Origin of the sequence: Amphritea atlantica, assembly GCF_024347255.1 — a bacterium.
GTDB lineage: Bacteria > Pseudomonadota > Gammaproteobacteria > Pseudomonadales > Balneatricaceae > Amphritea > Amphritea atlantica.
Window position 1 is genome coordinate 3,059,494 of record NZ_AP025284.1, and the last position, 25,156, is coordinate 3,084,649.

Annotated in this window: 24 protein-coding genes; 15 read left to right on the forward strand and 9 right to left on the reverse strand. The window is 51.4% G+C overall.

The genetic code is table 11. From position 1 onward, the window contains the following. Positions 1 to 13: 13 nt before the first annotated feature. Together OCU43_RS14070 and OCU43_RS14075 are read left to right on the forward strand one after the other, a co-directional pair. Positions 14 to 679, forward strand: a complete 666-nt coding sequence (locus OCU43_RS14070) for a hypothetical protein (protein WP_139203171.1) — start codon at positions 14 to 16, stop codon at positions 677 to 679. A gap of 118 nt (positions 680 to 797) precedes the next feature. Next, positions 798 to 1,418, forward strand: coding sequence for a hypothetical protein (locus OCU43_RS14075; RefSeq protein WP_091356950.1), 621 nt, complete (start codon positions 798 to 800; stop codon positions 1,416 to 1,418). 230 nt (positions 1,419 to 1,648) lie between these two features. On the opposite strand, the gene OCU43_RS14080 is transcribed toward OCU43_RS14075, so the two are convergent. Further along, positions 1,649 to 2,221, reverse strand: coding sequence for a TetR/AcrR family transcriptional regulator (locus tag OCU43_RS14080; RefSeq protein ID WP_091357232.1), 573 nt, complete (start codon positions 2,219 to 2,221; stop codon positions 1,649 to 1,651). A gap of 100 nt (positions 2,222 to 2,321) precedes the next feature. Between OCU43_RS14080 and OCU43_RS14085 the strand changes: the two genes are divergently transcribed. Continuing rightward, positions 2,322 to 2,912, forward strand: a complete 591-nt coding sequence (locus tag OCU43_RS14085; protein ID WP_091356947.1) for an NAD(P)H-dependent oxidoreductase — start codon at positions 2,322 to 2,324, stop codon at positions 2,910 to 2,912. A 776-nt stretch (positions 2,913 to 3,688) separates the two neighbouring features. Here the strand turns inward: OCU43_RS14085 and OCU43_RS14090 are convergent. Then, positions 3,689 to 4,762, reverse strand: a complete 1,074-nt coding sequence (locus OCU43_RS14090; RefSeq protein WP_091357230.1) for a substrate-binding domain-containing protein — start codon at positions 4,760 to 4,762, stop codon at positions 3,689 to 3,691. A 136-nt stretch (positions 4,763 to 4,898) separates the two neighbouring features. On the opposite strand from OCU43_RS14090, the gene OCU43_RS14095 reads away from it, so the two are divergent. From OCU43_RS14095 to OCU43_RS14120, 6 genes are all read left to right on the forward strand, one after another. Further along, on the forward strand, positions 4,899 to 5,390 hold the full coding sequence (locus OCU43_RS14095) for a formate dehydrogenase subunit gamma (RefSeq protein WP_091356944.1): 492 nt from the start codon (positions 4,899 to 4,901) through the stop codon (positions 5,388 to 5,390). Beyond that, the gene (locus tag OCU43_RS14100; protein WP_091356942.1) at positions 5,390 to 7,000 is read left to right on the forward strand and encodes a formate dehydrogenase beta subunit; all 1,611 of its coding nucleotides are present in this window, start codon (positions 5,390 to 5,392) and stop codon (positions 6,998 to 7,000) included. The genes OCU43_RS14095 and OCU43_RS14100 overlap by 1 nt, the downstream gene beginning before the upstream one ends. Positions 7,001 to 7,002: 2 nt before the next feature. After that, positions 7,003 to 9,903 (forward strand): formate dehydrogenase subunit alpha, encoded by a 2,901-nt coding sequence (fdhF, locus tag OCU43_RS14105; protein WP_091356939.1) that lies wholly within the window; start codon positions 7,003 to 7,005, stop codon positions 9,901 to 9,903. Between the two features lies 1 nt (position 9,904). Further along, a complete protein-coding gene (fdhD, locus tag OCU43_RS14110) occupies positions 9,905 to 10,780 on the forward strand; it encodes a formate dehydrogenase accessory sulfurtransferase FdhD (protein WP_091356936.1) in 876 nt (291 codons plus the stop codon). 2 nt (positions 10,781 to 10,782) lie between these two features. Next, positions 10,783 to 11,010, forward strand: coding sequence for a formate dehydrogenase subunit delta (locus OCU43_RS14115; RefSeq protein WP_091356934.1), 228 nt, complete (start codon positions 10,783 to 10,785; stop codon positions 11,008 to 11,010). A 129-nt stretch (positions 11,011 to 11,139) separates the two neighbouring features. Further along, the gene (locus tag OCU43_RS14120; protein WP_175483492.1) at positions 11,140 to 11,637 is read left to right on the forward strand and encodes an RDD family protein; all 498 of its coding nucleotides are present in this window, start codon (positions 11,140 to 11,142) and stop codon (positions 11,635 to 11,637) included. Positions 11,638 to 11,741: 104 nt separating this feature from the next. On the opposite strand, the gene OCU43_RS14125 is transcribed toward OCU43_RS14120, so the two are convergent. Beyond that, positions 11,742 to 13,226 (reverse strand): aldehyde dehydrogenase, encoded by a 1,485-nt coding sequence (locus OCU43_RS14125; RefSeq protein WP_091356929.1) that lies wholly within the window; start codon positions 13,224 to 13,226, stop codon positions 11,742 to 11,744. A gap of 286 nt (positions 13,227 to 13,512) precedes the next feature. On the opposite strand from OCU43_RS14125, the gene OCU43_RS14130 reads away from it, so the two are divergent. Together OCU43_RS14130 and OCU43_RS14135 are read left to right on the forward strand one after the other, a co-directional pair. After that, positions 13,513 to 14,199, forward strand: coding sequence for a TorF family putative porin (locus OCU43_RS14130; RefSeq protein WP_091356927.1), 687 nt, complete (start codon positions 13,513 to 13,515; stop codon positions 14,197 to 14,199). Between the two features lie 142 nt (positions 14,200 to 14,341). Continuing rightward, positions 14,342 to 14,962 carry a LysE family translocator gene (locus OCU43_RS14135; protein ID WP_091356924.1) on the forward strand — a complete coding sequence of 207 codons (621 nt, stop codon included), beginning with the start codon at positions 14,342 to 14,344 and terminating at the stop codon, positions 14,960 to 14,962. Between the two features lie 8 nt (positions 14,963 to 14,970). On the opposite strand, the gene OCU43_RS14140 is transcribed toward OCU43_RS14135, so the two are convergent. Further along, positions 14,971 to 15,423, reverse strand: coding sequence for a hypothetical protein (locus OCU43_RS14140; protein WP_139203170.1), 453 nt, complete (start codon positions 15,421 to 15,423; stop codon positions 14,971 to 14,973). Positions 15,424 to 15,564: 141 nt separating this feature from the next. Here OCU43_RS14140 and OCU43_RS14145 point away from each other — a divergent pair, with 141 nt between their 5' ends. After that, entirely contained in the window at positions 15,565 to 16,170 is a 606-nt protein-coding gene (locus tag OCU43_RS14145; protein WP_091356920.1) for an HD-GYP domain-containing protein, read from the forward strand. Between the two features lie 66 nt (positions 16,171 to 16,236). Beyond that, positions 16,237 to 17,010: a hypothetical protein gene (locus OCU43_RS14150; RefSeq protein ID WP_217647413.1), complete on the forward strand. Its 774-nt coding sequence runs from the start codon at positions 16,237 to 16,239 to the stop codon at positions 17,008 to 17,010. Positions 17,011 to 17,012: 2 nt separating this feature from the next. Here OCU43_RS14150 and OCU43_RS14155 read toward each other — a convergent pair whose 3' ends face one another. Further along, positions 17,013 to 17,843: a tetratricopeptide repeat protein gene (locus OCU43_RS14155; protein WP_091356912.1), complete on the reverse strand. Its 831-nt coding sequence runs from the start codon at positions 17,841 to 17,843 to the stop codon at positions 17,013 to 17,015. 66 nt (positions 17,844 to 17,909) lie between these two features. Beyond that, positions 17,910 to 18,506, reverse strand: a complete 597-nt coding sequence (locus OCU43_RS14160; RefSeq protein WP_175483491.1) for a pyridoxamine 5'-phosphate oxidase family protein — start codon at positions 18,504 to 18,506, stop codon at positions 17,910 to 17,912. A 100-nt stretch (positions 18,507 to 18,606) separates the two neighbouring features. On the opposite strand from OCU43_RS14160, the gene pdxR reads away from it, so the two are divergent. Beyond that, positions 18,607 to 20,097, forward strand: coding sequence for a MocR-like pyridoxine biosynthesis transcription factor PdxR (gene pdxR, locus OCU43_RS14165; protein ID WP_245756537.1), 1,491 nt, complete (start codon positions 18,607 to 18,609; stop codon positions 20,095 to 20,097). 64 nt (positions 20,098 to 20,161) lie between these two features. Here pdxR and speB read toward each other — a convergent pair whose 3' ends face one another. After that, a complete protein-coding gene (gene speB / locus OCU43_RS14170) occupies positions 20,162 to 21,106 on the reverse strand; it encodes an agmatinase (protein ID WP_091356909.1) in 945 nt (314 codons plus the stop codon). A gap of 148 nt (positions 21,107 to 21,254) precedes the next feature. Here speB and OCU43_RS14175 point away from each other — a divergent pair, with 148 nt between their 5' ends. Continuing rightward, on the forward strand, positions 21,255 to 22,157 hold the full coding sequence (locus OCU43_RS14175; protein ID WP_091356907.1) for a LysR family transcriptional regulator: 903 nt from the start codon (positions 21,255 to 21,257) through the stop codon (positions 22,155 to 22,157). A gap of 61 nt (positions 22,158 to 22,218) precedes the next feature. Here the strand turns inward: OCU43_RS14175 and OCU43_RS14180 are convergent, their stop codons facing one another. Together OCU43_RS14180 and OCU43_RS14185 are read right to left on the reverse strand one after the other, a co-directional pair. Then, entirely contained in the window at positions 22,219 to 22,683 is a 465-nt protein-coding gene (locus tag OCU43_RS14180; RefSeq protein ID WP_091356904.1) for a TM2 domain-containing protein, read from the reverse strand. A 173-nt stretch (positions 22,684 to 22,856) separates the two neighbouring features. Continuing rightward, complete coding sequence (locus OCU43_RS14185; protein WP_091356901.1) at positions 22,857 to 25,148, reverse strand: bifunctional diguanylate cyclase/phosphodiesterase; 2,292 nt, start codon at positions 25,146 to 25,148, stop codon at positions 22,857 to 22,859. Between the last annotated feature and the right edge of the window lie 8 nt (positions 25,149 to 25,156).

Genomic DNA, 25,156 nt, shown 5'->3' on the forward strand with positions numbered 1-25,156 from the left:
GAACATGGAAGTAATGAAAAGAATCTTTTTAGCAGTATCAATTTGTTTGGCAACAAACTCATATGCATTGTCGTTCGAAGACGCCATAGTCAATCCGGGAGAATCCGTATCAGGTAAGCATCTGGATGAATATGCCAATATGTGGTGGCAGTGGACGTACACAATGCCAAAAGAGATCAGCCCGGTTCGTGACACTACAGGTAAATATTGCCATGTAGGGCAACAAGGTGAAGTATGGTTTCTTGCTGGCGGTTACGGTACATCAAAAATCAAAAGAAGATGTGAAATACCTCAGGGAAAGTACATATTCTTTCCTGTAATAAATATGGCTTACTGGCCCAGAACGGAAGGCTCAATGTCCTGTGACAGTGCTAAAAGAAGTGCGGCACTTAATAATGACGAGTTGCTTTCCATCCAGGTAGAGCTGGATTCAATGAAAGCGCTAAATCCGACAAGCATGAGGGTCGCTTCTCAGGACTGCTTTAATTTGCTGGGATTAGTTCCAAAGAGATACAGCCCGCCAAACCTATACCCTGCAGCAACAGATGGCTATTGGGTCATGCTGAAACCGCTTGCAAAGGGCGCTCATATTTTAAAATTCAATGCGATGTATAACCGTGAAAAAGGTGCATATAGTAAAATGGCCCAGGACATTGAGTATAAAATTTTCGTCAAGTAGCCTTAAATACTTGGCAATAAGGGTTAGCTTAAACCTTTTGCCAACGCGCTATACTCTTCAACACAAAAGCTAACAGAGCCCGAATCATTTAAATGAAACTGCTCTCAAGGATGAGTAAATGAAAAAGCTGATTATTATTCCACTGGGTATTGTTTTACTTTTTGCTGTTGCGGCGATCGGTTATCTGCTTCTGATGACGGGGCTGATGAAAGCAGCGTCTCCTCCCTCATTTCAGATTACTTATGCGGCCATTGCAGGCTGCAAAAATCAGCAAGAGATCCAACAGAATGATGGTGCGCTGTTCCAGGGGTTTGACTATCTGGCCCCCTACATCCCCTACCTGCTTCGCTGGGATCAGATGCTGTTTAACGACCACTTTGTTATCACTGACAGCCTGGTAAGTAATCAAAGTGTATTTCACATTTTGCTGACCGCATCAGAGTTGGGCGAATCAGAGTGTGATGAGCAGATTATGTCGTTAGCTCAGCATTATCAAAGCCGCGGTGCCTACATTGATCAGTTTAACGACTATGGAATGACACCCCTGCAGGAAGCCGTGATCACCCGTAATGAAAATTTTGTTCGCTTTTATTCCGGGTTAGGGGCCAATAAACACCTTAAAACCAAAAGCAACATCCCATTGATATCCGGCAAGGATATCGATCAGATAGTCAGGCTCCTTCGGGAAAAAGCGCCAGATGATTTAAAACTGGCACGTATCGAGACTTTATTGAAATAAAGGGATTGAAATAAGGGGAACTAAAAAAGAGGGCTGCAATAAAGAACTGGCTTATTTTAAAGCCTGTCCTCCAGGATGCGGCTAATCTGTTTTTACCACAGAGGGCACAGAGCACACTGAGGAGAACAAGGAAAATCGCCACGGGGCGTGGCTCCCACAAAAGCCGGCTCCCACAAAAAGGACAATTCAGATATTTTTTGCAAGTGGCAAAGCGACATCTGGCTACTGCTTTAAACAATAAGCCATGCCCTGAGATAGGTGAGCAAACGGCTTTCTATGCTTTCGCTGGCATGCAGTGCGCAAAAGTTAAGCGCCATCGCCTGTACCGAAAAAGCCTGAATCCCTTCTGCTAATAGCTGCGTGCTGACATCACGGCGAAACGGTCCATCTGCAAGCCATGCCGATACCACCTGGCCATGGCGTTCAAAGGTCATCGCAATATCCCCTATCTGCTCGATCGCAGCTGCTCCAGAGTAACGCAGAATCACATCAAAGACATATCTTTCACAGGTCATAAACTCCAGCAATGGCATGAGTGTAGCCACCAGTTCTTCAACATCCGCAGGGGCTTTGCACTGCTCCAGCTCATCTAAACAACGGTTGATCCCCTCGCCAATTAAGCGATCCATCAGGGCATCTTTATCAGCAAAGTGGGCAAAAAAAGTGCCTTTAGCAACACCCGCCCTCTTTACCACCTCTTCGACGCGCAGCGCTTCATAGCCATTTTCGGCAATAACGTTACTTGCCGCTTCAACGAGTCGTGCGCGAGTGGCGAGTGTGCGTTTCTGTACGGTTTTTGTCATGTGCGCATGATGCCCGTAAAAGCAATTGATGGCAATAAATATATTGACCGCGGTCATTTTTACATTAATAATGACCATGGTCAATTTAAGGAACCTACCCATGAATAACAAACGAATCTACATACTCAATGGCCATCCGGCTCAAAAATCTCTTTCAAAAGCCCTGCTCGAATCCTACGCAGATGCAGCCCGTGAAGCCGGCCATGAAGTTCGCATGGCTCACCTGCACGATATGGAATTTGACAGTGATTATGGTTTCGCGGGATACACAACCTATAAGCCACTTGAACCCGTGTTAGAAAAAGTGCTTAACGATCTGGAGTGGTGTGAACATCTGGTGATGTCGACGCCCCTGTGGTGGGGTGGTTTACCGGCAAAACTAAAGGGCCTGTTTGACCGTGCTTTTCTGCCTGGACGTGTGTTTGATACACAAGTCACAAAATTCGGCATACCCAGCCCAATGCTGGCAGGCCGCACCGCACGGGTAATAGTCACATCAGATACACCCAACCTGTTCATGCGGCTACTTTATAAAAACGCGGTGCACCATCAGTTGCGTAAACAGATATTTGGCTTTATCGGGTTCAAACCAACCCGAATCATCCAGTTCAGTGGTGCCAGCCATGCGAAACCCGCGGCAGTCGAGCGCTGGTTGAAGCAGGTAAGAAAGATAGGGGCCAGCGCCTCTTAACAGTCCAGAAACCTAGGTTATGGGTGGCTCTATGCCACCCGGCGCCAGCCTGATAGTTCTAGGTATCGGAACTATGTCTAATCGCAACACTTACGCGCATCTTTATTAGAAAAGAAAACTGCTAATGATTTTTTACCACAGAGAACACAGAGGGCACTGAGGAGAGCAAAGATCATCGCCACGGGGGCGTGGCTCCCACAAAAAACACAATTCAGAAGTGTTCCAGCTCAGACATTGGTCAGCGCTATGATTGCTGAATTAACTGTCGCCGGCTTGTCTCTTATCTCAACGCTAAGAACAGCGCGAGAATCTGTTTAGGAAAAAAAACTGCTAATGATTGTTACCACAGAGGGCACAGAGAACACTGAGGAGAGCAAGATCATCGCCACGGGGGCGTGGCTCCCACAAAGTTGGCTCCCAAAAAACATAGTACAGATGTTTTTCAGCAAGTGGCAAAGCCACGTCTGGCTAATTGCGAAGCAACGGCACTCGTCAGCGCTATGATTGCTGAATTAATGGTCGCCAGCTTGTCTCTTATCTCAACGCTAAGAACAGCGCGAGCATCTGTTTAGGAAAAAACTGCTAATGATTGTTACCACAGAGAACACTGAGGAGAGCAAGATCATCACCACGGGGGCGTGACTCCAACAAAAGCTGGCTCCCACAAAACATAGTACAGATGTTTTTCAGCAAGTGGCGAAGCGACATCTGGCTAGCCGCGCAGCAGCGATCTGGCAACCTTACCAGATGACTACCAATCCAGTCCAATCTACTATCTATCCAGTAAAAATAGAGTCAACCGGCACCACCACCCCACACTCATCCGGTGAATACCCGGGCAGTTTCAGCACCGCTTGCTGGAACGCTTCTCCCCTAATACTCGCCAACAACCGTCCCATCGCTTCCTGTTTCAGGGTTTTGCTATGGCACACCAACAGGTAGTGCTCAGAAGATAACGGTATAAAATCGAGACCAAACTGGCGGGCGGCGGCTTCCACCCCCATGCCGACATCTGCCATCCCCGCTGCCACAAAAGCGGCGACCGCTGAGTGGGTAAACTCCTCATCGGCAAAACCGCTGATCTTCTTACTGTTAACGCCCTCACGCAGCAGCAGTTCATCCAGCAGTGCGCGGGTACCGGAGTCCTTCTGACGGTTGATGAATTTCACCTCTTTGCGCAGCAGATCTTTAAGCCCGGCTATCTGTTTTGGATTACCGGGTTTAACCATCAATCCCTGCTGCCGGGTGATGAATTTAACGATCTTATGCACCCGGGGTTTCAGGTGACGACTATAGGTTTCATAGAGTGCATCGCTCATCCCCCCGGCCCGGCCGTTCACCGGCACGTGAAAACCCGCCAGATCACAGGCGCCACGGTTGAGCGAGGCCAGCGCTTCCTCGGCACTCTTATACTGCAGGTCCAGTTGGATATCGTCAGAGAAGCCCGGTAACAACGCCACCGCATAACCGTAACTGGCATGCAGTCGCAGCAATGGACTCACCCCTTCCAGGGCACGGTGAATCTCCAGATTCAACTCAGACGCCAGACTCTCTAACTGGGGCTCCAGACGCGCCAGCACCCGCTGCTCTGCCCAGAGTAACTTCTCTCCCAGGGCTGACAGTGTCGCACCTTTACCCTTCTGCATATCCACCAGTGGTAAACCAAAAAATGCCGCCCAGGTATTCAGCAGATTCCAACCATGACGGTAAGAGATGCCTATTTGCGACGTCGCCTCGGTCAGTTTACCCGTGTCATGTATTGCCCCCAGTAGAGAAAATAGTTGGGGATTCAACTGGTTACCACCGGAATCCCGGAACGACCAGCTTGGCACAACCTGAATTCGTTTCATATGCATAATATTTCATATTTCGTATAACAGCGACTAATGCTACTTTAAACAGAGCTATAAAGTACATAACTCACGTATTATCACCTCAATACAGAGACATATGAACTAAACTTCATATGTTTAAGAGAATAAAAAAATGACCGCAGTTAACGAGCAGATGTTGCCGCTAGTCAGGGAAGTCATCTCCGGTTTACAGCATAAACCCGGAGCCCTGCTACCGATCCTCCATGAGATCCAGAACCGACTGGGCTATATCCCCCCGGAGTCTGTTCCGCTGATCGCAGAAGCACTGAATCAGTCCCGCGCGGATATCCACGGCGTAATCAGTTTTTATCACCAGTTCCGCTCAACCGCCCCGGGCAAACACACCATTGAGGTTTGCCGCGCTGAGGCCTGTCAGTCGATGGGCGCACGTCAACTGGAAGCCCATGCCAAGGCAACTCTGGGGGTGGATTATCACGGCACCACCAGCGATCAGAATATCACGCTGGAAGAGGTTTACTGTCTGGGTAACTGCGCCTGCTCTCCCTCAGTACGAATCAATGATGAGATCGTCGGCCGGGTCACTCCGGAAAAATTTGATCAGTTGGTCGATGAGCTGCGTTCGCAAACGCTGGAGGTTCACTGATGTCCAGTTCAGTAACAAATAATACAATGACAAAGATCTTTATCCCCCGGGACACTACAGCGCTGGCCATGGGTGCAGATCGTCTGGCCTGCGAAATTGCAGCAGAAGCTGAGAACCGTGGCGAAACCATCGAGATCATCCGCAACGGCTCCCGGGGCCTGTTCTGGCTGGAACCCCTGGTGGAGGTTGAAACCGCTGGCGGACGAATCGCTTACGGACCGGTTGAAACTAAGGATATCGACAGTCTGTTTGATCAGGCATTTCTCAGCGGCGAAACTTCACACCCGCTGTGTCAGGGACTCACCGAAGAGATCCCCTACCTTAAAAAACAGCAGCGGCTAACCTTTGCCCGCGCCGGTATTACCGACCCGGTGTCACTGGAGGATTACCAGCGGCTGGATGGTTTTAATGGTCTGAAAAAAGCGTTGGTGATGGAGGGGCAGTCAATTGTTGATGAGGTGAAAACCTCCGGTCTGCGTGGCCGTGGTGGCGCAGCCTTCCCCACCGGCATCAAATGGCAAACGGTGCTCGATGCGACCCCGGGCAAAGCTCGTAACGATAAGTTGGGGCAAAAATATATCGTCTGCAACGCCGACGAAGGGGATTCCGGCACCTTTGCTGACCGGATGGTGATGGAAGCCGATCCCTATATGCTGATTGAGGGGATGACCATCGCGGGCCTCGCTGTGGGTGCTGACCAGGGTTATATCTATCTGCGTTCAGAATATCCGGTGGCACACCAGATCCTTAACGAAGCGATTGCTAAAGCGGAAGCCGCCGGTTTTCTCGGCAACAACATTCTCAATAGCGGTAAAACCTTCAATCTGGAAGTCCGTCTGGGCGCTAAAGCGTATATCTGCGGCGAAGAGACGTCGCTGCTGGAAAGCCTGGAGGGCAAGCGCGGTATGGTACGGGCTAAACCGCCCCTGCCAGCGATTGTCGGCCTGTTTGGCCAGCCTACTATCGTTAATAACGTGCTCTCGCTGGCGGCGATCCCCTATATTCTGTCCCAGGGCGGTCAGGCCTATGCAGACTTCGGTATGGGACGCTCGCTGGGTACTCTGCCGTTCCAGTTGGCAGGCAATATCAAACGCGGCGGACTGATTGAGCTGGCCTTTGGTGTCACCCTGCGGGAGCTGTTAGAAGAGTATGGCGGTGGCACCTTCAGTGGCCGTCCGATGCGGGCGGTTCAGGTGGGTGGCCCGCTGTGTGCTTATCTGCCGGAAAGCCAGTGGGATACGCCGATGGATTATGAATCGTTCCAGGCGGTCGGTGCCGCACTCGGACATGGCGGTATCGTGGTCTTTGACGATACTGTGGATATGTCTGAGCAGGCACGTTTCTCAATGGAGTTCTGTGTCGCAGAATCCTGCGGTAAATGTACCCCTTGTCGCATCGGCTCTACCCGCGGTGTTGAGGTCATTGACCGCATCCGTAATGACGAAAACCGTGCATCGAATATGGAACTACTCAGTGATCTGTGTGAAACCATGATCGACGGTTCTTTATGTGCCATGGGTGGAATGACCCCCTTCCCGGTACAGAGTGCCGTGAAGCACTTCCCTGAGGATTTCAATCAACCCGCGCCACACAACCATGGGGAGGCCTGATCATGCTTCAGTACTTCAATCCTAAGCAGCAAGATTTTGACAAAGATTACGGCACCCCCGCCAGCGTTTCAGAAAACCTGATCACGCTGGAGATCGATGGTGTTTGCATCACCGTGCCCGAAGGTACCTCAGTGATGCGTGCGGCAGCGCTGGCCGATATCAATATTCCTAAGTTGTGCGCCTCTGATAATCTGGAAGCCTTTGGCTCCTGCCGTATCTGCGCCGTCGAAATTGAGGGCCGCCGTGGTACTCCGGCCTCCTGCACCACACCGGCAGAAGCCGGTATGAAGGTCACCACTCAGAATCCTCGTCTGGGTAAACTGCGCCGCAATATTATGGAGCTGTATATCTCCGATCACCCGCTGGACTGCCTCACCTGTCCGGCCAACGGCAACTGTGAACTGCAGGATGTCGCCGGTGAAGTCGGTCTGCGGGAAGTGCGTTACGGATTCAGCGGAGATAACCACCTGCAGGCAGAAAAAGACCACTCCAACCCCTATTTCAGCTTTGATCCGAGTAAATGTATCGTCTGCTCCCGCTGTGTACGCGCCTGCGGAGAGGTTCAGGGGACTTTCGCGCTGACCATTGATGGTCGCGGATTTGACTCAAAAGTATCACCAGGACAGGACCAGCCGTTCCTCGATTCTGAGTGTGTCTCCTGTGGCGCCTGCGTCCAGGCCTGCCCCACCTCAACCCTGATGGAAAAATCAGTGATTGAAGCGGGTCAGCCGGAACACAGTGTCGTTACCACCTGTGCTTACTGCGGTGTTGGCTGCCAATTTAAGGCGGAGATGAAAGGCAGCGAAGTGATCCGCATGGTGCCCTATAAAGGCGGTCAGGCGAATCACGGCCACTCCTGTGTTAAGGGGCGTTTTGCCTTTGGTTACGCCACCCATGAAGACCGTATTACCAAGCCGATGATCCGTGACTCAATCGATCAGCCGTGGCAGGAGGTCAGTTGGGATGAAGCCCTGAGCTTTGCCGCAACCAAACTACGCGGTATTCAGGAAAAATATGGCCGCGAAAGCATCGGCGGGATCACCTCTTCCCGCTGCACCAATGAAGAGACCTATCTGGTACAGAAGCTGATCCGGGCTGCATTTGGCAACAACAACACCGATACCTGCGCCCGGGTGTGTCACTCACCCACCGGTTACGGTCTTAAAACCACTCTGGGTGAGTCCGCCGGTACCCAGACCTTTGACTCAGTCATGCAGGCCGATGCAGTGATGGTGATCGGTGCTAACCCCACCGATGCCCACCCGGTATTTGGCTCTCTGCTGAAGAAACGGCTGCGTCAGGGTGCAAAACTGATTGTTGCGGACCCGCGCCGTATCGATCTGGTGAAGAGCCCTCATGTACAGACTCAGCACCACCTGACCCTGCGTCCCGGCAGCAACGTCGCCTTTATCAATGCGATGGCGCACGTGATTATGAGTGAGGGGCTGGAAGATAAAGCCTTTATCGCCGAACGTTGTGACACCGAGGCCTTTAACGCCTGGCGCAACTTTATCAGCGAAGAACGTCACTCACCGGAGAACACCGAATCGATCACCGGCATTCCAGCCGCTGAACTGCGCAGTGCGGCCCGGATCTACGCTAACGCGAAGAATGGCGCCATCTACTACGGTCTGGGGGTCACCGAACATAGCCAGGGCTCCAGCATGGTAATGGGTATCGCCAACCTGGCGCTGGCCACCGGTAATATTGGCCGCGAAGGGGTTGGGGTTAACCCGTTACGGGGTCAGAATAACGTACAGGGCTCCTGCGATATGGGCTCTTTCCCCCATGAACTGCCCGGTTATCAGCATGTTGCTGACGATGCCGTACGCGCACGATTTGAATCGGCCTGGGGCGTCACACTGGATAACGAACCGGGTCTGCGGATTCCGAACATGTTCGATGCCGCACTGGATGGCACCTACAAGGGGATGTACTGTCAGGGCGAGGATATTGCCCAGTCCGACCCCAACACCAACCACGTTCAGGCGGCGCTACGCTCACTGGAATGTCTGGTGGTTCAGGATATCTTCCTCAATGAAACGGCGAAGTATGCCCATGTGTTCCTGCCGGGTTCCTCTTTCCTGGAGAAAGACGGCACCTTCACCAACGCCGAACGTCGTATCAACCGGGTGCGCAAAGTGATGCCACCACTGGCGGGGCTGCAGGACTGGGAGGTAACTCAGGCGCTGTCCAATGCGCTGGGCTATCCAATGAACTACAACCATCCATCAGAGATCATGGATGAGATCGCTCAACTGACGCCAACCTTTACCCATGTCAGTTATGAGCGTCTGGAAAAGCTGGGCAGCATTCAGTGGCCCTGTAATGATGACGCTCCCGATGGCACGCCGACCATGCATGAAGAGAGCTTTCCGATTGGCAAAGGTCATTTTGCGATCACCGAGTATGTTGCCACAGAGGAGCGCTCAACCCGCAAATATCCGCTGCTGCTGACCACCGGCCGCATTCTGTCACAGTACAATGTGGGTGCACAGACCCGCCGTACCGAGAATCAGGTCTGGCATGATGACGATGTGCTGGAACTGCATCCGCAGGACGCAGAAGATCGCGGCATCACTAATGGCGACTGGGTTGGCATTGCCAGCCGTGCCGGTGAGACCGTAATGCGGGCAAAAGTCTCTGATCGGATGCAACCGGGGGTGGTCTACACCACTTTCCACCATCCTCACAGTGGCGCCAACGTGGTCACCACCGATAACTCTGACTGGGCGACCAACTGCCCCGAGTACAAGGTCACTGCTGTACAGGCGGTAAAAGTCACCGAACCATCGGACTGGCAGCAACGCTATCGCGACTTTAACCAGCAGCAGCTAGGCCATCTGAACAAAGCCCGTTTAAACGAGCCTCGTTCAGAAGAGTCTGCTATTGCGGGTAAGTAAGATGGCGCTGAAGAAACCCCAGGCAGACACCTCCGAAAGCCGGGTCACGGTGGAAAGCTGCTATCAGCAATCCGCCGTCACCCGCTGGCAACAGGGGCAGTGGCTGGATGCGCTGGACAGTATCGCCGAGGAGATTCCGGTGGCGATGGTCTACAACGGCATCTCCCATGTTGTGATGATGGCCAGTCCCTGCGATCTGGAAGATTTCGCTCTGGGTTTCAGCCTGAGTGAAGGGATCATTAAAAAACCGGAAGAGATCTACGGTCTGGATCTGGTGATGGCCGATCCACAGAGTCTGGCAGCCGGTATCGAGATTCAGATATCGATTACCACACAGCGTTCGATGCAGCTAAAACAGCGTCGCCGTAATCTCACCGGTCGTACCGGTTGCGGCCTGTGTGGCGCCGAATCGCTGCAACAGGCGATCCGTCCCGTAAAGGCCGTTACCACATTACCAGCACCAGGGCCTGAAGCAATAGAGGCAGCCCTGCGGCGATTGACGGATAAACAACCCCTGCAAGGGATAACCGGTGCCTGTCACGGTGCCGCCTGGTGTGACAACGAAGGCAATATCCAATTGCTGAGAGAGGATGTCGGTCGCCACAACGCTCTGGATAAACTGCTCGGCGCACTGCAACGCAAACACACCACCCTGAGTGAGGGGTTTGTGCTGGTCTCCAGCCGTGCCAGCTATGAGATGGTGCATAAAGCCGCCAGTGGTGGCATCAGTACGCTGGTTGCAGTGTCAGCCCCCACCGGCCTGGCACTGGATCTGGCAAAACAGGCGGGGCTCAACCTGATTGGTTTTGCCAGACCCGGCCGTCACGTCATCTATAACCAGTCAGGACTCTCTCCAACAAGAGATAACGAGGAATAACAATGGCAAATCATCAGCTTACCAGCCTGATCCGCATGGCCAACCAGATCGCTGCCAATAACACCCATATTGGCGACGAAAACGCTGAAGCGGAGATGGTAGCCAACCACCTGTCCAAATTCTGGGCACGGTCGATGAAGGCGCAAATCTCTGAATATTTAAACCAGGGAGGGGATGAGCTAACCCCTATCGCCAGGAAAGCGATCGGTCTTATGGCTAGTGCTGGTTAGCGAGATAACGCTTCACTTCCCCTGTCAGGGAGAAAAACTGCTGAGATAGCAATTTCAATTGTCAGTACCCTCAGTTTAAGGCAGACTTTGATGTAGCAAATTTCACATAGCATACTAGGGATGGTCACTATGAATGATGAAAATATCTACTCTGCTCCACAAGCAAATTTAGAGCTGGACGAACAGCATGAAACGGTTCTGGCAGGACGCTGGACCCGGTTCTGGGCGGCGATACTTGATACGATTATCATCCTCGTTGTCTTTGTTCCCGCGATGTTTCTGTTAGGTCTATACGACCGGATTGGAGGTCAGCAGTTTGAATCATCAGACCTTATCTTAAGTCCTCTGGTACTGCTGTTCTACGCGCTATTGAATGGCTATCTACTGGCTACGTCAGGCCAAACCATCGCTAAAAAAATGTTCAACATCCGGGTGGTTGATTACGATACCAATCAACTACTGCCTTTCTGGAAAATCTTTGGGGTCCGCTATCTGCCGCTATTTGTAGTGAGTCAGTTGCCCGGTATCGGACAATTCATCGGCATCGTCGACTCAGTGTTTATCTTCAGTAAAGAAAACCGCTGCCTGCATGACCAGTTGGCCAACACCAAAGTCATAAAAGTTTAACCCTGAATTCCGCTACAAAAAAACCGCCAGATGGCGGTTTTTTTAAGCTCGCAAGTTGCGTAGCGACGTCTGGCCAGCGGCGAAGCCGCGCACTGGCCGCTGTTTTACAACCGAATCAGAACATTCTTGATATCGGTATACTTCTCCAGTGCGTGCAGTGATTTATCACGACCATTACCAGATGCCTTCACCCCGCCAAAGGGCACGGTGGTGTCACCCTCACCCCAGGTATTCACCCACACCATGCCGCTTTCGATCTTGCGGCTTACCCGGTGAGCCCGGGACAGGTTCTGGGTCCAGACAGCGGCACCCAGGCCATAGGCGGAATCATTGGCCAGTGCGATCGCTTCCTCTTCAGTTTCAAATTCACAGACCGCCAGTACCGGCCCAAAGATCTCCTCTTTAACAAAGGTCATCGCGTTGTTAGCACCATCAATGATGGTCGGTTTAGCGTAAAAACCTTTACCCTCCTGATATTCAGGAAGACCACCCATGATCATCTGTCCCCCCTCTTCCTGAGCTGACCGGATATAACGTTCAACCGTTGCCAACTGGGTGGCATCAACCATTGGCCCCATCGTCGTTGCAGGGTCTAACGGATCACCTGGCTGGAACCGGGCGGCGGCTTCAACCAGCGCTGCCACAAACTCGTCCTTGATACGCTTATCAACATAGAGACGGGAACAGGCGATACACACCTCTCCCTGATTGCAGAAGATGGCCGCTGCAGATGCCGCCGCTGCCGCTTTAATATCCGCATCGGCGAACACCAGATTGGGTGACTTACCGCCAGCTTCAAGCCAGACCCGTTTCATATTGGACTCACCGGCATAGCCCATCAGCATACCGGCCACCCGGGTGGAACCGGTAAAGGCCAGCACATTGACATCCATATGCAGCGCCAGCGCTTTACCAGCGGTATGGCCAAAGCCTGGCAGAACGTTCAGTACACCTGCCGGCATACCCGCTTCTACCGCAAGCTCGGCCAGCCGCAATGCGCTCAGCGGAGACTTTTCTGATGGTTTCAGTACCACCGAGTTGCCCGCGGCAATTGCCGGAGCGATCTTCCAGCTAACCATCAGTAGCGGATAGTTCCAGGGGGTAATTGCTCCCACCACCCCCACCGGCTGATGTTGGATCATCGCCAGAGTATCATGCCCGGTCGGCGCAATCTCACCATAGACTTTATCAATACTTTCTGCGGTCCAGCGGATACAATCGATGGCATCCGGCACATCGATATTGACCATTTCAGAGATCGACTTACCCATATCCAGGGTATCCAGCAGGGCAAACTCATCTTTGTGCTGTTCAACCAGATCGGCCCATCTGAGCATCACTTTTTTACGTTCCCGGGGATGCATCTCAGACCATACGCCGGAACGGAAAACTTCACGGGCATTGGCAACGGCGATATTCACATCCGCGACATCACAACTGGATACATCCGCAAGCAACTTCTCTGTGGCCGGATTGATACAGGGGAACGTCTCTCCACTCACCGCAGACTGAAATCCACCATTAATATAAGCCTGATGATGCAAATTCAGAGTCTTGCTCAGGGCTTGCCATTCAGAATAGCTTTTCATCGGTTCTCTTCTCCAGAATCTCTTGTTTGCTGACAGAAACGGGCTAACAGACTCAGCGCTGTCTGCCATACAGGTTTACTGACAGTATATTCCCTCCCGTTTGAGTTCCTCTATATGTATGAGGGGGTAGTTGAGTGAACAGCAGCAGAGCACTCCGCGATACAGATAACCTGACCGCTTACCCTCAAAAAACTACCTACAAAGGCATACCCTCAGCTGGGTATATCCTCTGATGCCGTGATTTGCAGATAATCAAGATCCATAAAAATTATTACAGGAAAAATCGATGAAGAAGATTTTTACAGGCCTGGCCGCCGCAATGGCCCTGACATCGACAGTTCAGGCTGCTGACGTTACTGGCACCGTTTCATTTACCAATGATTACCGTTTCCGCGGTATTTCACAGTCTGCGGGAGATCCCGCTGTTCAGGGCAGCCTGGATGCAGCTTTTGACAATGGCGTTTATGCCGGCATCTGGGGTAGCAATGTCGACTTTGAAGACGATGCCAAGCTGGAGATCGATTACTACGTTGGCTTTGCCAATGATATTAATGATGATCTGAGCTACGACGTTTCCTACGGGTTCTATACCTACCCCGGCTATAACACTGACGCGGAGTATGGTGAGCTGGCGCTGGCGCTGTATTACGGCGATCTGGGCTTTACCATGGCTTACTCTGACGATTTCTTCAATACTGGTGAGTCCGCTCAGTACTACAGTGTGGATTACAGCTATGGCATCACTGATGCGGTCAGCCTGGATCTTCATGCGGGTTACAGCACCGGGGATTACTGGGGCAAAGCCGATATTAACGACTATCAGGACTACTCTGTCGGGATCTCTGGTTCTGCTATCGGTCTGGATCTGTCAGCGGCGTATCTGTTTAACAGCATCGATAATGCTGATGAGATTGATAAAGGTGCATTCCGTAATGACAACACGCTGTTAGTGAGCGTATCACGCACGTTCTAAGCGGAACTAAAACTCAATCAGGCACGTACAGATAACCCCTTCTGCTGCCTGATACGGGCCACACAGAATATTCTGTGTGGCCTTTTTTATTCATCTGTCAGGGCGTAAAATCCTGCTTTAATCTTCTGGTTCCGAGGCACGGATGTCAATCGCTCTACTCTCCCTGTTTATTCCCACATTTTTCTTTGTATCGATCACCCCCGGCATGTGTATGACCCTGGCGCTTAGCCTGGGCATGTCGATCGGTGTACGCCGCAGCCTGCACATGATGTGGGGCGAACTGATCGGTGTTGGTCTGGTGGCCGCAGCCGCAGCCGTTGGTGTTGCTGCACTGATGTTGCAGTTTCCCGAAGCGTTTATCTTTCTTAAGCTGGGAGGGGGTGCTTATCTCGGCTGGCTGGGTGTACAGATGTGGCAGTCGAAAGGCAAACTGGTGATGCCAGAACCCGGAGCAGCCGTAAAACAGCAGGGCAACCTGCAGCTGGCCCTGAACGGTTTTATAACGGCCATCGCCAACCCTAAAGGCTGGGCTTTCTTTGTCACACTACTGCCCCCCTTTCTCGACCAGCAGCAGCCGCTGGCACCGCAGCTACTGATGCTGATCGCCATGATTTTGCTATTAGAGTTCAGCTGTTTGCTGATCTACGCCAGCGGCGGAAAAGCGCTACGTCATCTGTTGCTGGACCGGGGTAATGTCAAACTGATGAACCGGATTGCCGGATCACTGATGATCGGCGTAGGAATCTGGCTGGCAGTCGGCTGACAAGTGGTTCAGTGTGGCACTGAGAAACGGCGTGGTTGGGGCCTCAGTTCCAGTACTGACATAAAGCCATCATCGTCCCGATATAACGTAAAGTATTCCATTGCCAACACATCCCACACCATATGGGTTGCGAAAGTCGGTGGTAAGCGGTATTGTCCGCCGCCGATGGGCTCCGGCTGATAACTATTATCCGGCGGGTTTATTAACAGGTTTGCCAGCTCACTGGCACTCCAGCTGTAATACTGCTTGGGCATCCCATAGGCATCGGCGATCCAGTCCTCCCTGAAAGAGGGGTTGATCAGTGACAACAAATGACAATCTGAGCTACCCTCAATGCAATAACATTGCTTGTCCAGATCGACAATGTAGTTTTGTGAGCCGAAATGGCCATCAGATGCGCAGCCTGCGAGGCAAAGCAGTAACAAAAAACCACTGGCACCGAATCTCATAATCTGTAGCATGACTGTTAGTCCCTTATCTATAAGTTCAAGATTAGCGTCCTTTGATCGATAAACAAATATGAAGCAAAAAAATAGCGCCACGTTTACCAACCGAAATCCAGTCTCCAAAGCACCGGCTACACAAAACATTAAGGAGCGTCTATGAGTCCTGCTGAAAAGTTTACCTACCAGACACTGGAGAACCGTACAAAAGCGCTGGCAATCGCCCTTGGATTCAGGGATCAGCCGACACTGGAACACTCAGACCGGGTACAGACCCTGGCAGTCGAACTCGCCAAAGCGGTGGGACTTTGCGAAGGCCAGATCAGCGCTTTACGTATCAGTTCCCGGTTTCACGATATCGGTAAAATCGGCATCCCCGACCGCATCCTCATGAAGCCGGGCAAACTGGATCAGGATGACTGGGATGTCATGCATACACATCCTGCCATTGGCGAACAGATTGTGCTCTCCACAGAGCTGGATGGTGCCTCACAAACCGCACATATTATTCGCCATCACCATGAATGTTTTGATGGCAGCGGCTATCCCGATAAACTGGCTGGTGAAGACATTCCTGTCGGCGCCCGAATTATCAGCATCGTTGACAGTTATGATGCCATGGCCTATACCCGCTCATACCATGTGGGCCGTGATCACTCAGCTATTATTGATCAGATAAACAGGGAATCAGGCAGCAAGCACGACCCCTACCTGTTGAAACACTTCTGCCGTATTATCGAAACAAGTAACAACCGGGTAGAATAATATTCATTTGTCGCACCTCAAAAACCATATTAGGCTTAAAGGTATCCCTATATGAGGCCGCCCATTATGTCTTCTAACACGCCGCTTTCTAAACACCTGCTGACCATTTTAACAACATCGACACTGTCGCTGACTTTGACCCTTGCCCCACTTATCACCCAACAACTCTCTGGGTTTAATCTTGGCAACCAGGCCATCGCCAAGGGCGGAGACGGCGGTGGTAACGGCGGTGGAAACGGCGGCGGAAACGGTGGTGGAAACGGTGGTGGAAACGGTGGTGGAAACGGTGGTGGAAACGGTGGTGGAAACGGTGGTGGAAACGGTGGCGGAAACGGCGGAGGCAATAGCAGCGGCAATGGTAATTCAGCCAGCAGTAGTCACGGTAATGGGAATGCATTTGGCCATGACAACAACGGCCCGGGAAAGTCAGCGACAGCTGGCAGTAACGGCCTCGGACATGGAAAAGGGCTGGGCAATAATCAAAAGTCGGTGGCAGCCAGTCTGGGCAGACTTAATGCTGCCCACGCCTCGGCAACGGCCAGAAACCATGCTGCCCCCAACTCAGCAGTGGGCCTGATTGCCCAGTACGAAGCAACGGTTGCTGCGGCCAGAGCAGCTGCAACTGAAGAGGAGCGTGCGGCCCTGGAACAGGAGGCCATGAACTTTTTGGGCCAGGCTGCGAACAGAGAACTGAATGAAGAGGTGATATCTGCAGTGAACGATCTGTTAGGTATAGCCCCTGAAACCGAGACTGACCCCGGTGCTGATAGCGAGCAGGACAGTGAAACACCGGACGATAATAGCGGGACCTCAACAACCGGTACAGACTCACAGGTGTGAGGTTAAAAGTCCCTGATCAGTTGTAGATTCTGCCAGTTAATCTCCAGATCACTCAATAACAGCTCCTGGCGGCTGAAGCGCCGGTAAGCATAGCTGGTTTTAACTCCCCAGATGCCATCGGGTGTCCCGGACTCATAGCCCAGTTGCTGCAACCGGAGTTGTAAAAACAGGGTGGTTGAACGATCCACACGACCGCCACTGTACGCCATAATCCGCATCATATACTGGCGGGAAGACGGACTGCTCAGTGAGTACATCCGATTTTTCAACTCTGTTGCCAGTGGTACGCCTCGCTTTTCTGCCTGTGAAAACCAGTACCAGGCTGCCGCCGGGCTTTGCGGCAACCCCAACCCCCGTGCATAGACCACGCCCAGATCAAAAATAGCCTGTTGATGCCCCAGATCCGCCGCACGACTTAACAGAAAACCAGCCCAGAGTCGGTTTTTATCCACGCCTCGTCCATTCATATAGAGCACCCCCAGTTGATAGAGTGCCCCGGGATGATCTTTTCGGGCGGCCAGATCCAGCCAGTGAGCAGCCTCTGTGAAGCTGGTTTCAACGCCTCTGCCTGTCAGATATGACATCCCTGCCATATAGGCCCCTTCAGCAGAGCCATTCATAGCAGCTTCCCTGAACAGAGTGACGCCCTGCCGGTAATCCTGTTCAGTGCCTCTGCCCTGAGTAACATCCAGCCCCTGACTGAATGTCTGCTTTGCAGCCTGGGGGTTATCCTTTACTCCGGTCAGGTCTGTAAAAGTGGCGCAACCTGACAGCAGCATTGCCACTATGAGAACAGACAGCCAACTATTGGTTCGTTTCAAGTCGTAAACCATTGCGCCCCCCCTGTATATATAACAGGCAGTATAGGCGAAACCCGGTCACTACTGATAACGGATTGGTTAATCCGGAATCAATTCTCCCACAACCGAAACAACAGGTTTAACCCCGGCCCAGATATCCAGTGCCATATCTTCCGGCTCTTCATTAGGCCCGCCGACTCTAATTTTGGCTGACACCTCCTCTATCGGAAAAGCAAACACGGCCGTTGCCTTCATCTCAATATTATTGGGCGGACGGGCTTCCGCTGAACGGCCAGGACTGTACTTATCCAGCATCGCATCAAGCGCTTGTCGTTTTTCCTGGGGGTCCTCCACTAACCGTCCTTTCGCATAGACTACGACCGATCGAAAATTCACCGAGTGATGGTACGCTGAACGCGCAAATACCAGTCCATCCAGCAAAAACAGCGTAATGCAGGCGGTTTCACCTTTCATCACCTGCTGAAACAGACCGTTTTTCACTGACCCATGCAAAAACAGTTCATTGCCTATCCGCCAGTGAGAGGTGGGTTGCACCATCGCCTGACCATCGCGACTGACACCGATATTACACACCCAGGCCTCATCAAGAATGCTGTAGATGGTATCCCGGTCATAGTTCGCGATTTTACGCCCCCGTTTCACCCGGGTGCGCTCAGTCACTTTAATCTCACTCATCTTTCGTCCTTTGTTATCAATGGTAGGTTTGAAAGTCACAGGTTAGCCGCTATAGTGGATCTTATTAAGACCCAATTTATAGTCATTATTAGGGCCCAATTTGAAACAGTATCTGGCTCATAAAACACCCCACTCAGAGCGCTTTACCCCGTTTCTGGAACAGGGGAAAAACCAGCGCCCGCTCTACCGGGGGTTATTTAACTATATCCAGCAACGGATTCTGTCCGCCGAACTGCCCTCAGGGAGCCGCCTGCCTTCCAGTCGGGAGCTGGCTGACCTGCTAAGTCTCTCGCGCAATACCGTAAAGCAGGTTTATGAGATGCTTCAGGCCGAGGGCTATATCGAAACCCGTCATGGCGATGGCAGCTATGTTTCCCCCCAACTCACACTGTCCCACAGAACAACACAGCGGTCCCCTGGCCCGCACACCCGATCGATCAGGCTCTCAGCCAAAAGTGAACAGCTGGAGCAGATACGGCCACTCTACCAGCAGCACAAGCAGCAACTGCTGCTCCCCGCAGTACCCGCGCTGGATCAGTTTCCCTGGCAACAGTGGCAACGCTCGGTGACACACGCCAGCAGACAGATGAAGTTTCATACTGAGCGTGATTTTATGGGGGAGGCAGCTCTGCGCACTGAGATCGCCGCCTACCTCACTGCGACCCGTGGCATCCACTGCGATATGGCGCAGGTGATGATCTGCTCCGGCTCGCAACAGGGAATGCAACTGGCCTTTTCTATGCTGCTCAATCCTGGAGATAAAGTGCTGGTAGAGGATCCGGGCTTTCCCGGTATCGATGGCGCCATCAGCAACGCTGGCGGAATTAAACTGTCCATTCCCATTGACCGTAACGGTTTTCGTACCGATATCGCCCTGCACAACCAGCCGGATGCCCGGCTCGCTTTTATCACCCCGTCACGCAACTTTCCGATGGGTTATACCCTCAGTCTTGAACGCCGCCTGCAACTGCTTGAGTGGGCCCGGAAACAGGGCTGTTGCATTATCGAAGATGACTACGACAGTGAGTTCCGCTTTGACGGCCCGCCCCTCACCGCACTTCAGGGGCTGGATGGCGAACACAGCGTGATCTACTCCGGCACTTTCAGCCGCATTCTCCACCCGGCTATGCGACTGGCATACCTGGTTCTGCCGCCGGCACTGGTAGACCCATTCAACCGCATGCGCGGGTTTATGGATGGTGGTTTATCAGCGTTACCTCAACTGGCGCTGGCAGACTTTATGGCCCGGGGAATATTCTCAAGTCACCTCAGACGGATGCGTAAACTCTATAAAACCCGACGCAGCTATCTGTTGCAGCAGGTAACACAACTATTTAACGATCAGTTGGTATGGGAAGCCAGTGATGGCGGAATGCATGGGGTTTTTCTGCTGCCCCCCGGCGTTGATGACAAAACAATTGTTGAACAGACTATGAAAGTGGGATTGGGCATCCGGCCACTGTCTTATTATTATGATAAACAACCCGCCCGCAGCGGGCTGGTTATCGGTTTTGGCGGTTATGATGAAGCCCGGATAGACGCCGGATTAGCCCTGCTGAAACCGATTCTGGAGCATCATCTGAAAAGCTAAAAAAGGCCGCACCCACGCAGGAATGCAGCCGATACAGAGAGTTCAAACGTGCAGATAGCGAACTCTACTTATTCGCAGCCATCTTATTCGCAGCCAGCACATAGAGATATTCCAGAGCCAGGGTTGCCCCGGCCAGCGAAGTGATCTCGGCGTGGTCATAGGCCGGCGCCACTTCAACCACATCCATCCCCACCAGATTCAGCCCCTGCAGTCCACGAATCACTTTCAGGGCGCAATCCATATTCATCCCACCGGAAACCGGTGTTCCCGTACCCGGCGCAAAAGCGGGATCAAGGCCATCAATATCAAAACTGACATAGGTTTTTTTGTCACCCACCCGGGCATGGATTCGCTCCAGAATTCCCTGCGGCCCATGATCGCCAACCCAGGCAGCATCGAGCACTTCAAAGGGGTGTCCCTCGACATCATAGACAGTACGGATACCGATCTGAATCGAATGTTCCGTATCCAGCAACCCCTCTTCAACGGCGTGATGAAACAGCGTACCGTGATCATATTGGGTACCGCCGGAATAGGTATCGGTATGCGCATCAAAATGGATCAGTGCCAGTGGACCATGTTTTTTAGCATAGGCGCGCAATACCGGCAGGGTAATAAAGTGATCACCACCAAAGGTCAGGGATGATTTACCCGCAGCAAGGATTGCGCTGATATGCCCTTCCAGATTGTCCACCATGGTCTGAGGCTCACCATGCTTAAACAGCACATTGCCGGAGTCGGCCACTTTCAGGTGGTCATCCAAAGCAAACTGCCAGGGCCAGCGAGCCCCTTCCCAGATCAGCTGCGTTGATGCCTGACGCACACCCAGCGGCCCGAAGCGGGCACCGGAACGTCCCGATGTCGCCAGATCAAACGGCACGCCGGCCACGATGACTTCCGCATCAGAAGCATTCAGATCACTCACCACCGGAAACTCCATAAAGGTCATTCCCAGTGAACCATAGATCGGCAGATCCGCATTACCCGTCGTCGTTGCTGTATCAGACATTCCTCAACCCTCAAATAGTTAACTCGGACCAGCTTACTATTGCGACTATAATTATTGAAATGCATAGTTATAATAACTACATGCATGCAATTAATATCAGACCGACTATCAAGGTCGAATATAACGATCGACTATAAAGACCACGCCGATGAAGCCGCTACGCCAGTTTGACCTTAACCTGTTACTGCTATTGGAAGCGTTGCTGACAGAGTGCCATGTCAGTCGGGCTGCAGAGCGGATGTTCCTCAGTCAGTCAGCCATGAGCCACGCCCTCAACCGGCTGAGACAGCAGTTGGATGACCCATTACTGGTACGCTCCGGTAACGGCCTGAAGCCCACCCCCCGGGCAACCGCCATGCTGCCAGAGATTCGCCAGGCGATCCGCATGATTGAGCACAGTCTCAGCCCCCCGGCCCCCTTTGATCCATCCAGTTCTGATCGCTGCTTCACCATCGCCAGCACCGACTTCTTTGAGGCGCTGATCCTGCCACCGCTGATGCAGAATCTGCAGCTCACTGCACCCGGCATCCGTATTCAGATCGAGGTTATTCGTCAGGATGGTAATCTGAAACAGCTGGAAAACCGCGAGCTGGATCTGATTGTCGGACTGGACAGCAAACAGCCGGTTGACCCGCAACTGATCAGCCGGTCCTGGCACACAGAACCCCTTGCCTGTCTGATTGCTGAAGACAATACCCAGGTGGATCAACACCTATCTCTGGAACAGTATTGTCAGTTGAACCACGTGATATTTTCCGATCTGGCCGGAGTCAGCTCAGACCAGATTGACCAGTGGCTGGCGCAACAACAACGGCAGCGAAACTTTATCGCCTGCACCGTTAACTATATGGCGGGTGCCCGCATCGTTGCAGCCACCGACGCGGTGATGACGCTGCCGCGACAGATGGCACTGCTGTTTGCCCAGATGCTACCCGTCAGGCTGATAACGCCTCCACCAGGGATGCCGGAAATCGAGATGGTTAGTCTGCACCACCCGCTCTACTCCAACGATCCGGGGCTGAAGTGGCTGCTGGAACAGTTACAGCAGTAACAAAGACTGCAGCAATCCCTGATTACCCGAAACGAACAGCTGTGCTGATATGAATTTATCGTTACTGCTGCAGCATCTCGGCCCGGTGTACGTAATCCTGATACGCAGGCAGTGCAATAGCCGCCACAATACCAATAACCGGAATAATAACCAGCACCGAGACAAGCACCAGCACCAGTGCCGATGCGCCTTTGGTGTTGCCATATTTCTTGGTCCAGGACTGTTCTGAGGTACACAAAAAGACAATGCCCTCAACCAACGAGATAATGCCCGGAATCCAGGTCCAGAAAAACAGCAGATAAAAGATCCCCCACCACTGTCCCAGATAGAAACGATGAATCCCGAAGCCGCCAATAAAAATCGCTAACAGGCCAGCCGCAACTTTACTTTTCCCACCGAGATTTTGAGTAGCACTGCACTGAGGACAGCTAACAGCAGTCTTCGCTATTTTCTCGCCACACTCACGACAAAACACCGTATCTTTCTCAACGTTGGCTTCGGGAGTGCTATAAATATTACTGTCCATGTCTATTCATGTCCTTTCAGTAAAATAGAAAAATCGCCGTTAGGATATCAGTCAATGAGGCTAAACAAAAAGCGGATAAGATCAGAAAAATAGATCTGGCAACCATCAGGGGCTGACATCATATCGATAAGAACGTCTCTTAAATCGCTCAGACAATTCGCTCAGCGAAAAATCTAAGTCTGTACTACCCTCTTGGGCTGGTTCTTTACGCTCGTTTCAAGCAATAAACGCATCTTCTCTGCCGGAACAGGCTTACTGAACATGTAGCCCTGCCCTTCATCGCAATGGTGACATAACAGGAATTCAAGATGAGCGTTGGTCTCTACGCCTTCCGCAATGACATCGAGACTGAGACTCTTTGACAACGAGATAATCGCCCGGGTCAGCTCTGCATCGTCACGATCTTCTGGAAGATCTGAAATAAAAGATCGATCGATCTTAATCTTATTGACCGGGAATTTTTTTAAATAGGACAGAGAGGAAAAGCCGGTTCCAAAATCATCGATAGCCAAGCCAACCCCCAAGGCACTCAACTGTTTAAGCGCAATCACGGTTTGCTCCGGTTTGAGCATAGCCTGGGTTTCCGTCACCTCAAACATAATGCTGGCAGGTTCAAGCTCGTAATCCAAACAGCATCTTTTTACAAACTCAATAAAGTCATCCTGATCCAACTGAATCATAGATAAGTTCATCGACAGAACACCGGGCTTTAAACCATCAGCTAACCATGATTTGAACTGACTCATTGATGCACGCATCATTAGCCGATCGACATCGATAATCATGCCTGTCTCTTCCGCCAGTGGAATAAAACTATCTGGAAATAACAGTCCCTTATCCGGATGCTGCCATCTGATCAAAGCCTCCATCCCAATAATATTCTGAGTTGAAAGCTCATATTGAGGCTGAAAGTAAACCACAAACTGGTCATCATCAATTGCCTGTCGTAGCTGCCGTTCCAGTCTTACCCGCTCTAATATCCGCTCAGTGAGCTCCGGCTTATAAAACCGACAGGTATTTCGCCCATCCGCTTTCGCTTTATACATGGCGGCATCTGCATTCTTGAGCAGGGTATCAACATCCGCGCCATCTATGGGATATACAGCGACCCCAACACTACAGGTCAGATAAAAGGTAAAGCGATCAAATGATATTGGTGATCTGAATAGAGAGAGTATTTTTTCGGTAATATGAAACACATCTTTTTCGTGTTTTATTGAATCAATTAAGACCGTAAATTCATCGCCTCCCATTCTGGCCACAGAATCGCAATCCCATAGGCACTCTTGTATTTTTTCCGCAACAATCTGAAGAAGCTGATCACCAACAGTATGGCCATATGAATCATTCACCTCTTTAAAACGATCTAAATCGATGAACAAAACCGCAAACGTACCATTATTTCGCTCTGCAAGCTGAATCGCATGGCTAACACGATCAACAAAGAGCAACCGGTTTGGAAGTGCCGTAAGCGAATCATGCTCAGCCTGATATTCAAGCAACAATGTTCGCTCATCAAAGGCTTTTGCCAACCCTTCGACTTCATCATCCCCCCCCAGTGGACTGCAGCGAACATCCTGCCCTGCATGGGCTCGTGTCACCCGGGAAGAGAGCTCTAAAATTGGAGCCGTTATTCGGGTGCCGATCCAGCGGGACATAAACAAGCTCACGGATACGAGCACAAGTCCAACCATCAGAAGTACCTGCATCGCCTCTCTGACCGGAGCATTATAAATATTTTCAGGCAAGCCTATCTGCAACATGATGCCTAACTTAGAGAAAAGCGGTAACTCCCCTCCGGCATGATAAAGGTATGACTGATAACTTATTTCGGGATTGTAATTATGGGAGTATATAACCAGGTCATCTTTCAGAACCCTGATGTACGTTTGAGAGTCGTCGAGAATATTTCTGGCAATAATTTTGTCCAGATCAAAACTGATGATCAGCGCTCCCTGAGTCGTCGAGTAATACTCTATCGGACTGATAACAATTAACTTTTTGTTTTTACCAACAAAAACCGATGTTTGGTTCAATGCCAGGGCAACTCTTAATTGCTCAGACCGGTTATATTCCGGGATTTGATCCCCAGAATGAAACACCGGATGTCCATCAAAGTCGACCACATCCAGATACAGTACATCCTTACCTTTCATGAAATTAGAGATGAGAGGGGCAAGATAGTTATCTCGCTCCTCATCATCAATAAGCGCATTTACCATCAACTCATTCGTCGCCAATAGCTCGCTGTTCTCGACAAGATAACTTAAGCGCTGTTCAATTGAGCGATTGAGGGCGGCGGTGTTACTGACAAACAATTTTTCGGTCTGAATACCTAACTGCTTATTAACCAGAAATAATGAAACAATCAGAAGCGTTGTAAGAACCAGCAATAACAGACTGGTCACCAGAAAGATAACTTTGTGCTTTATACTGTTAAACTTAAAAAACGCTTTAACGCTCATAAGAGTCA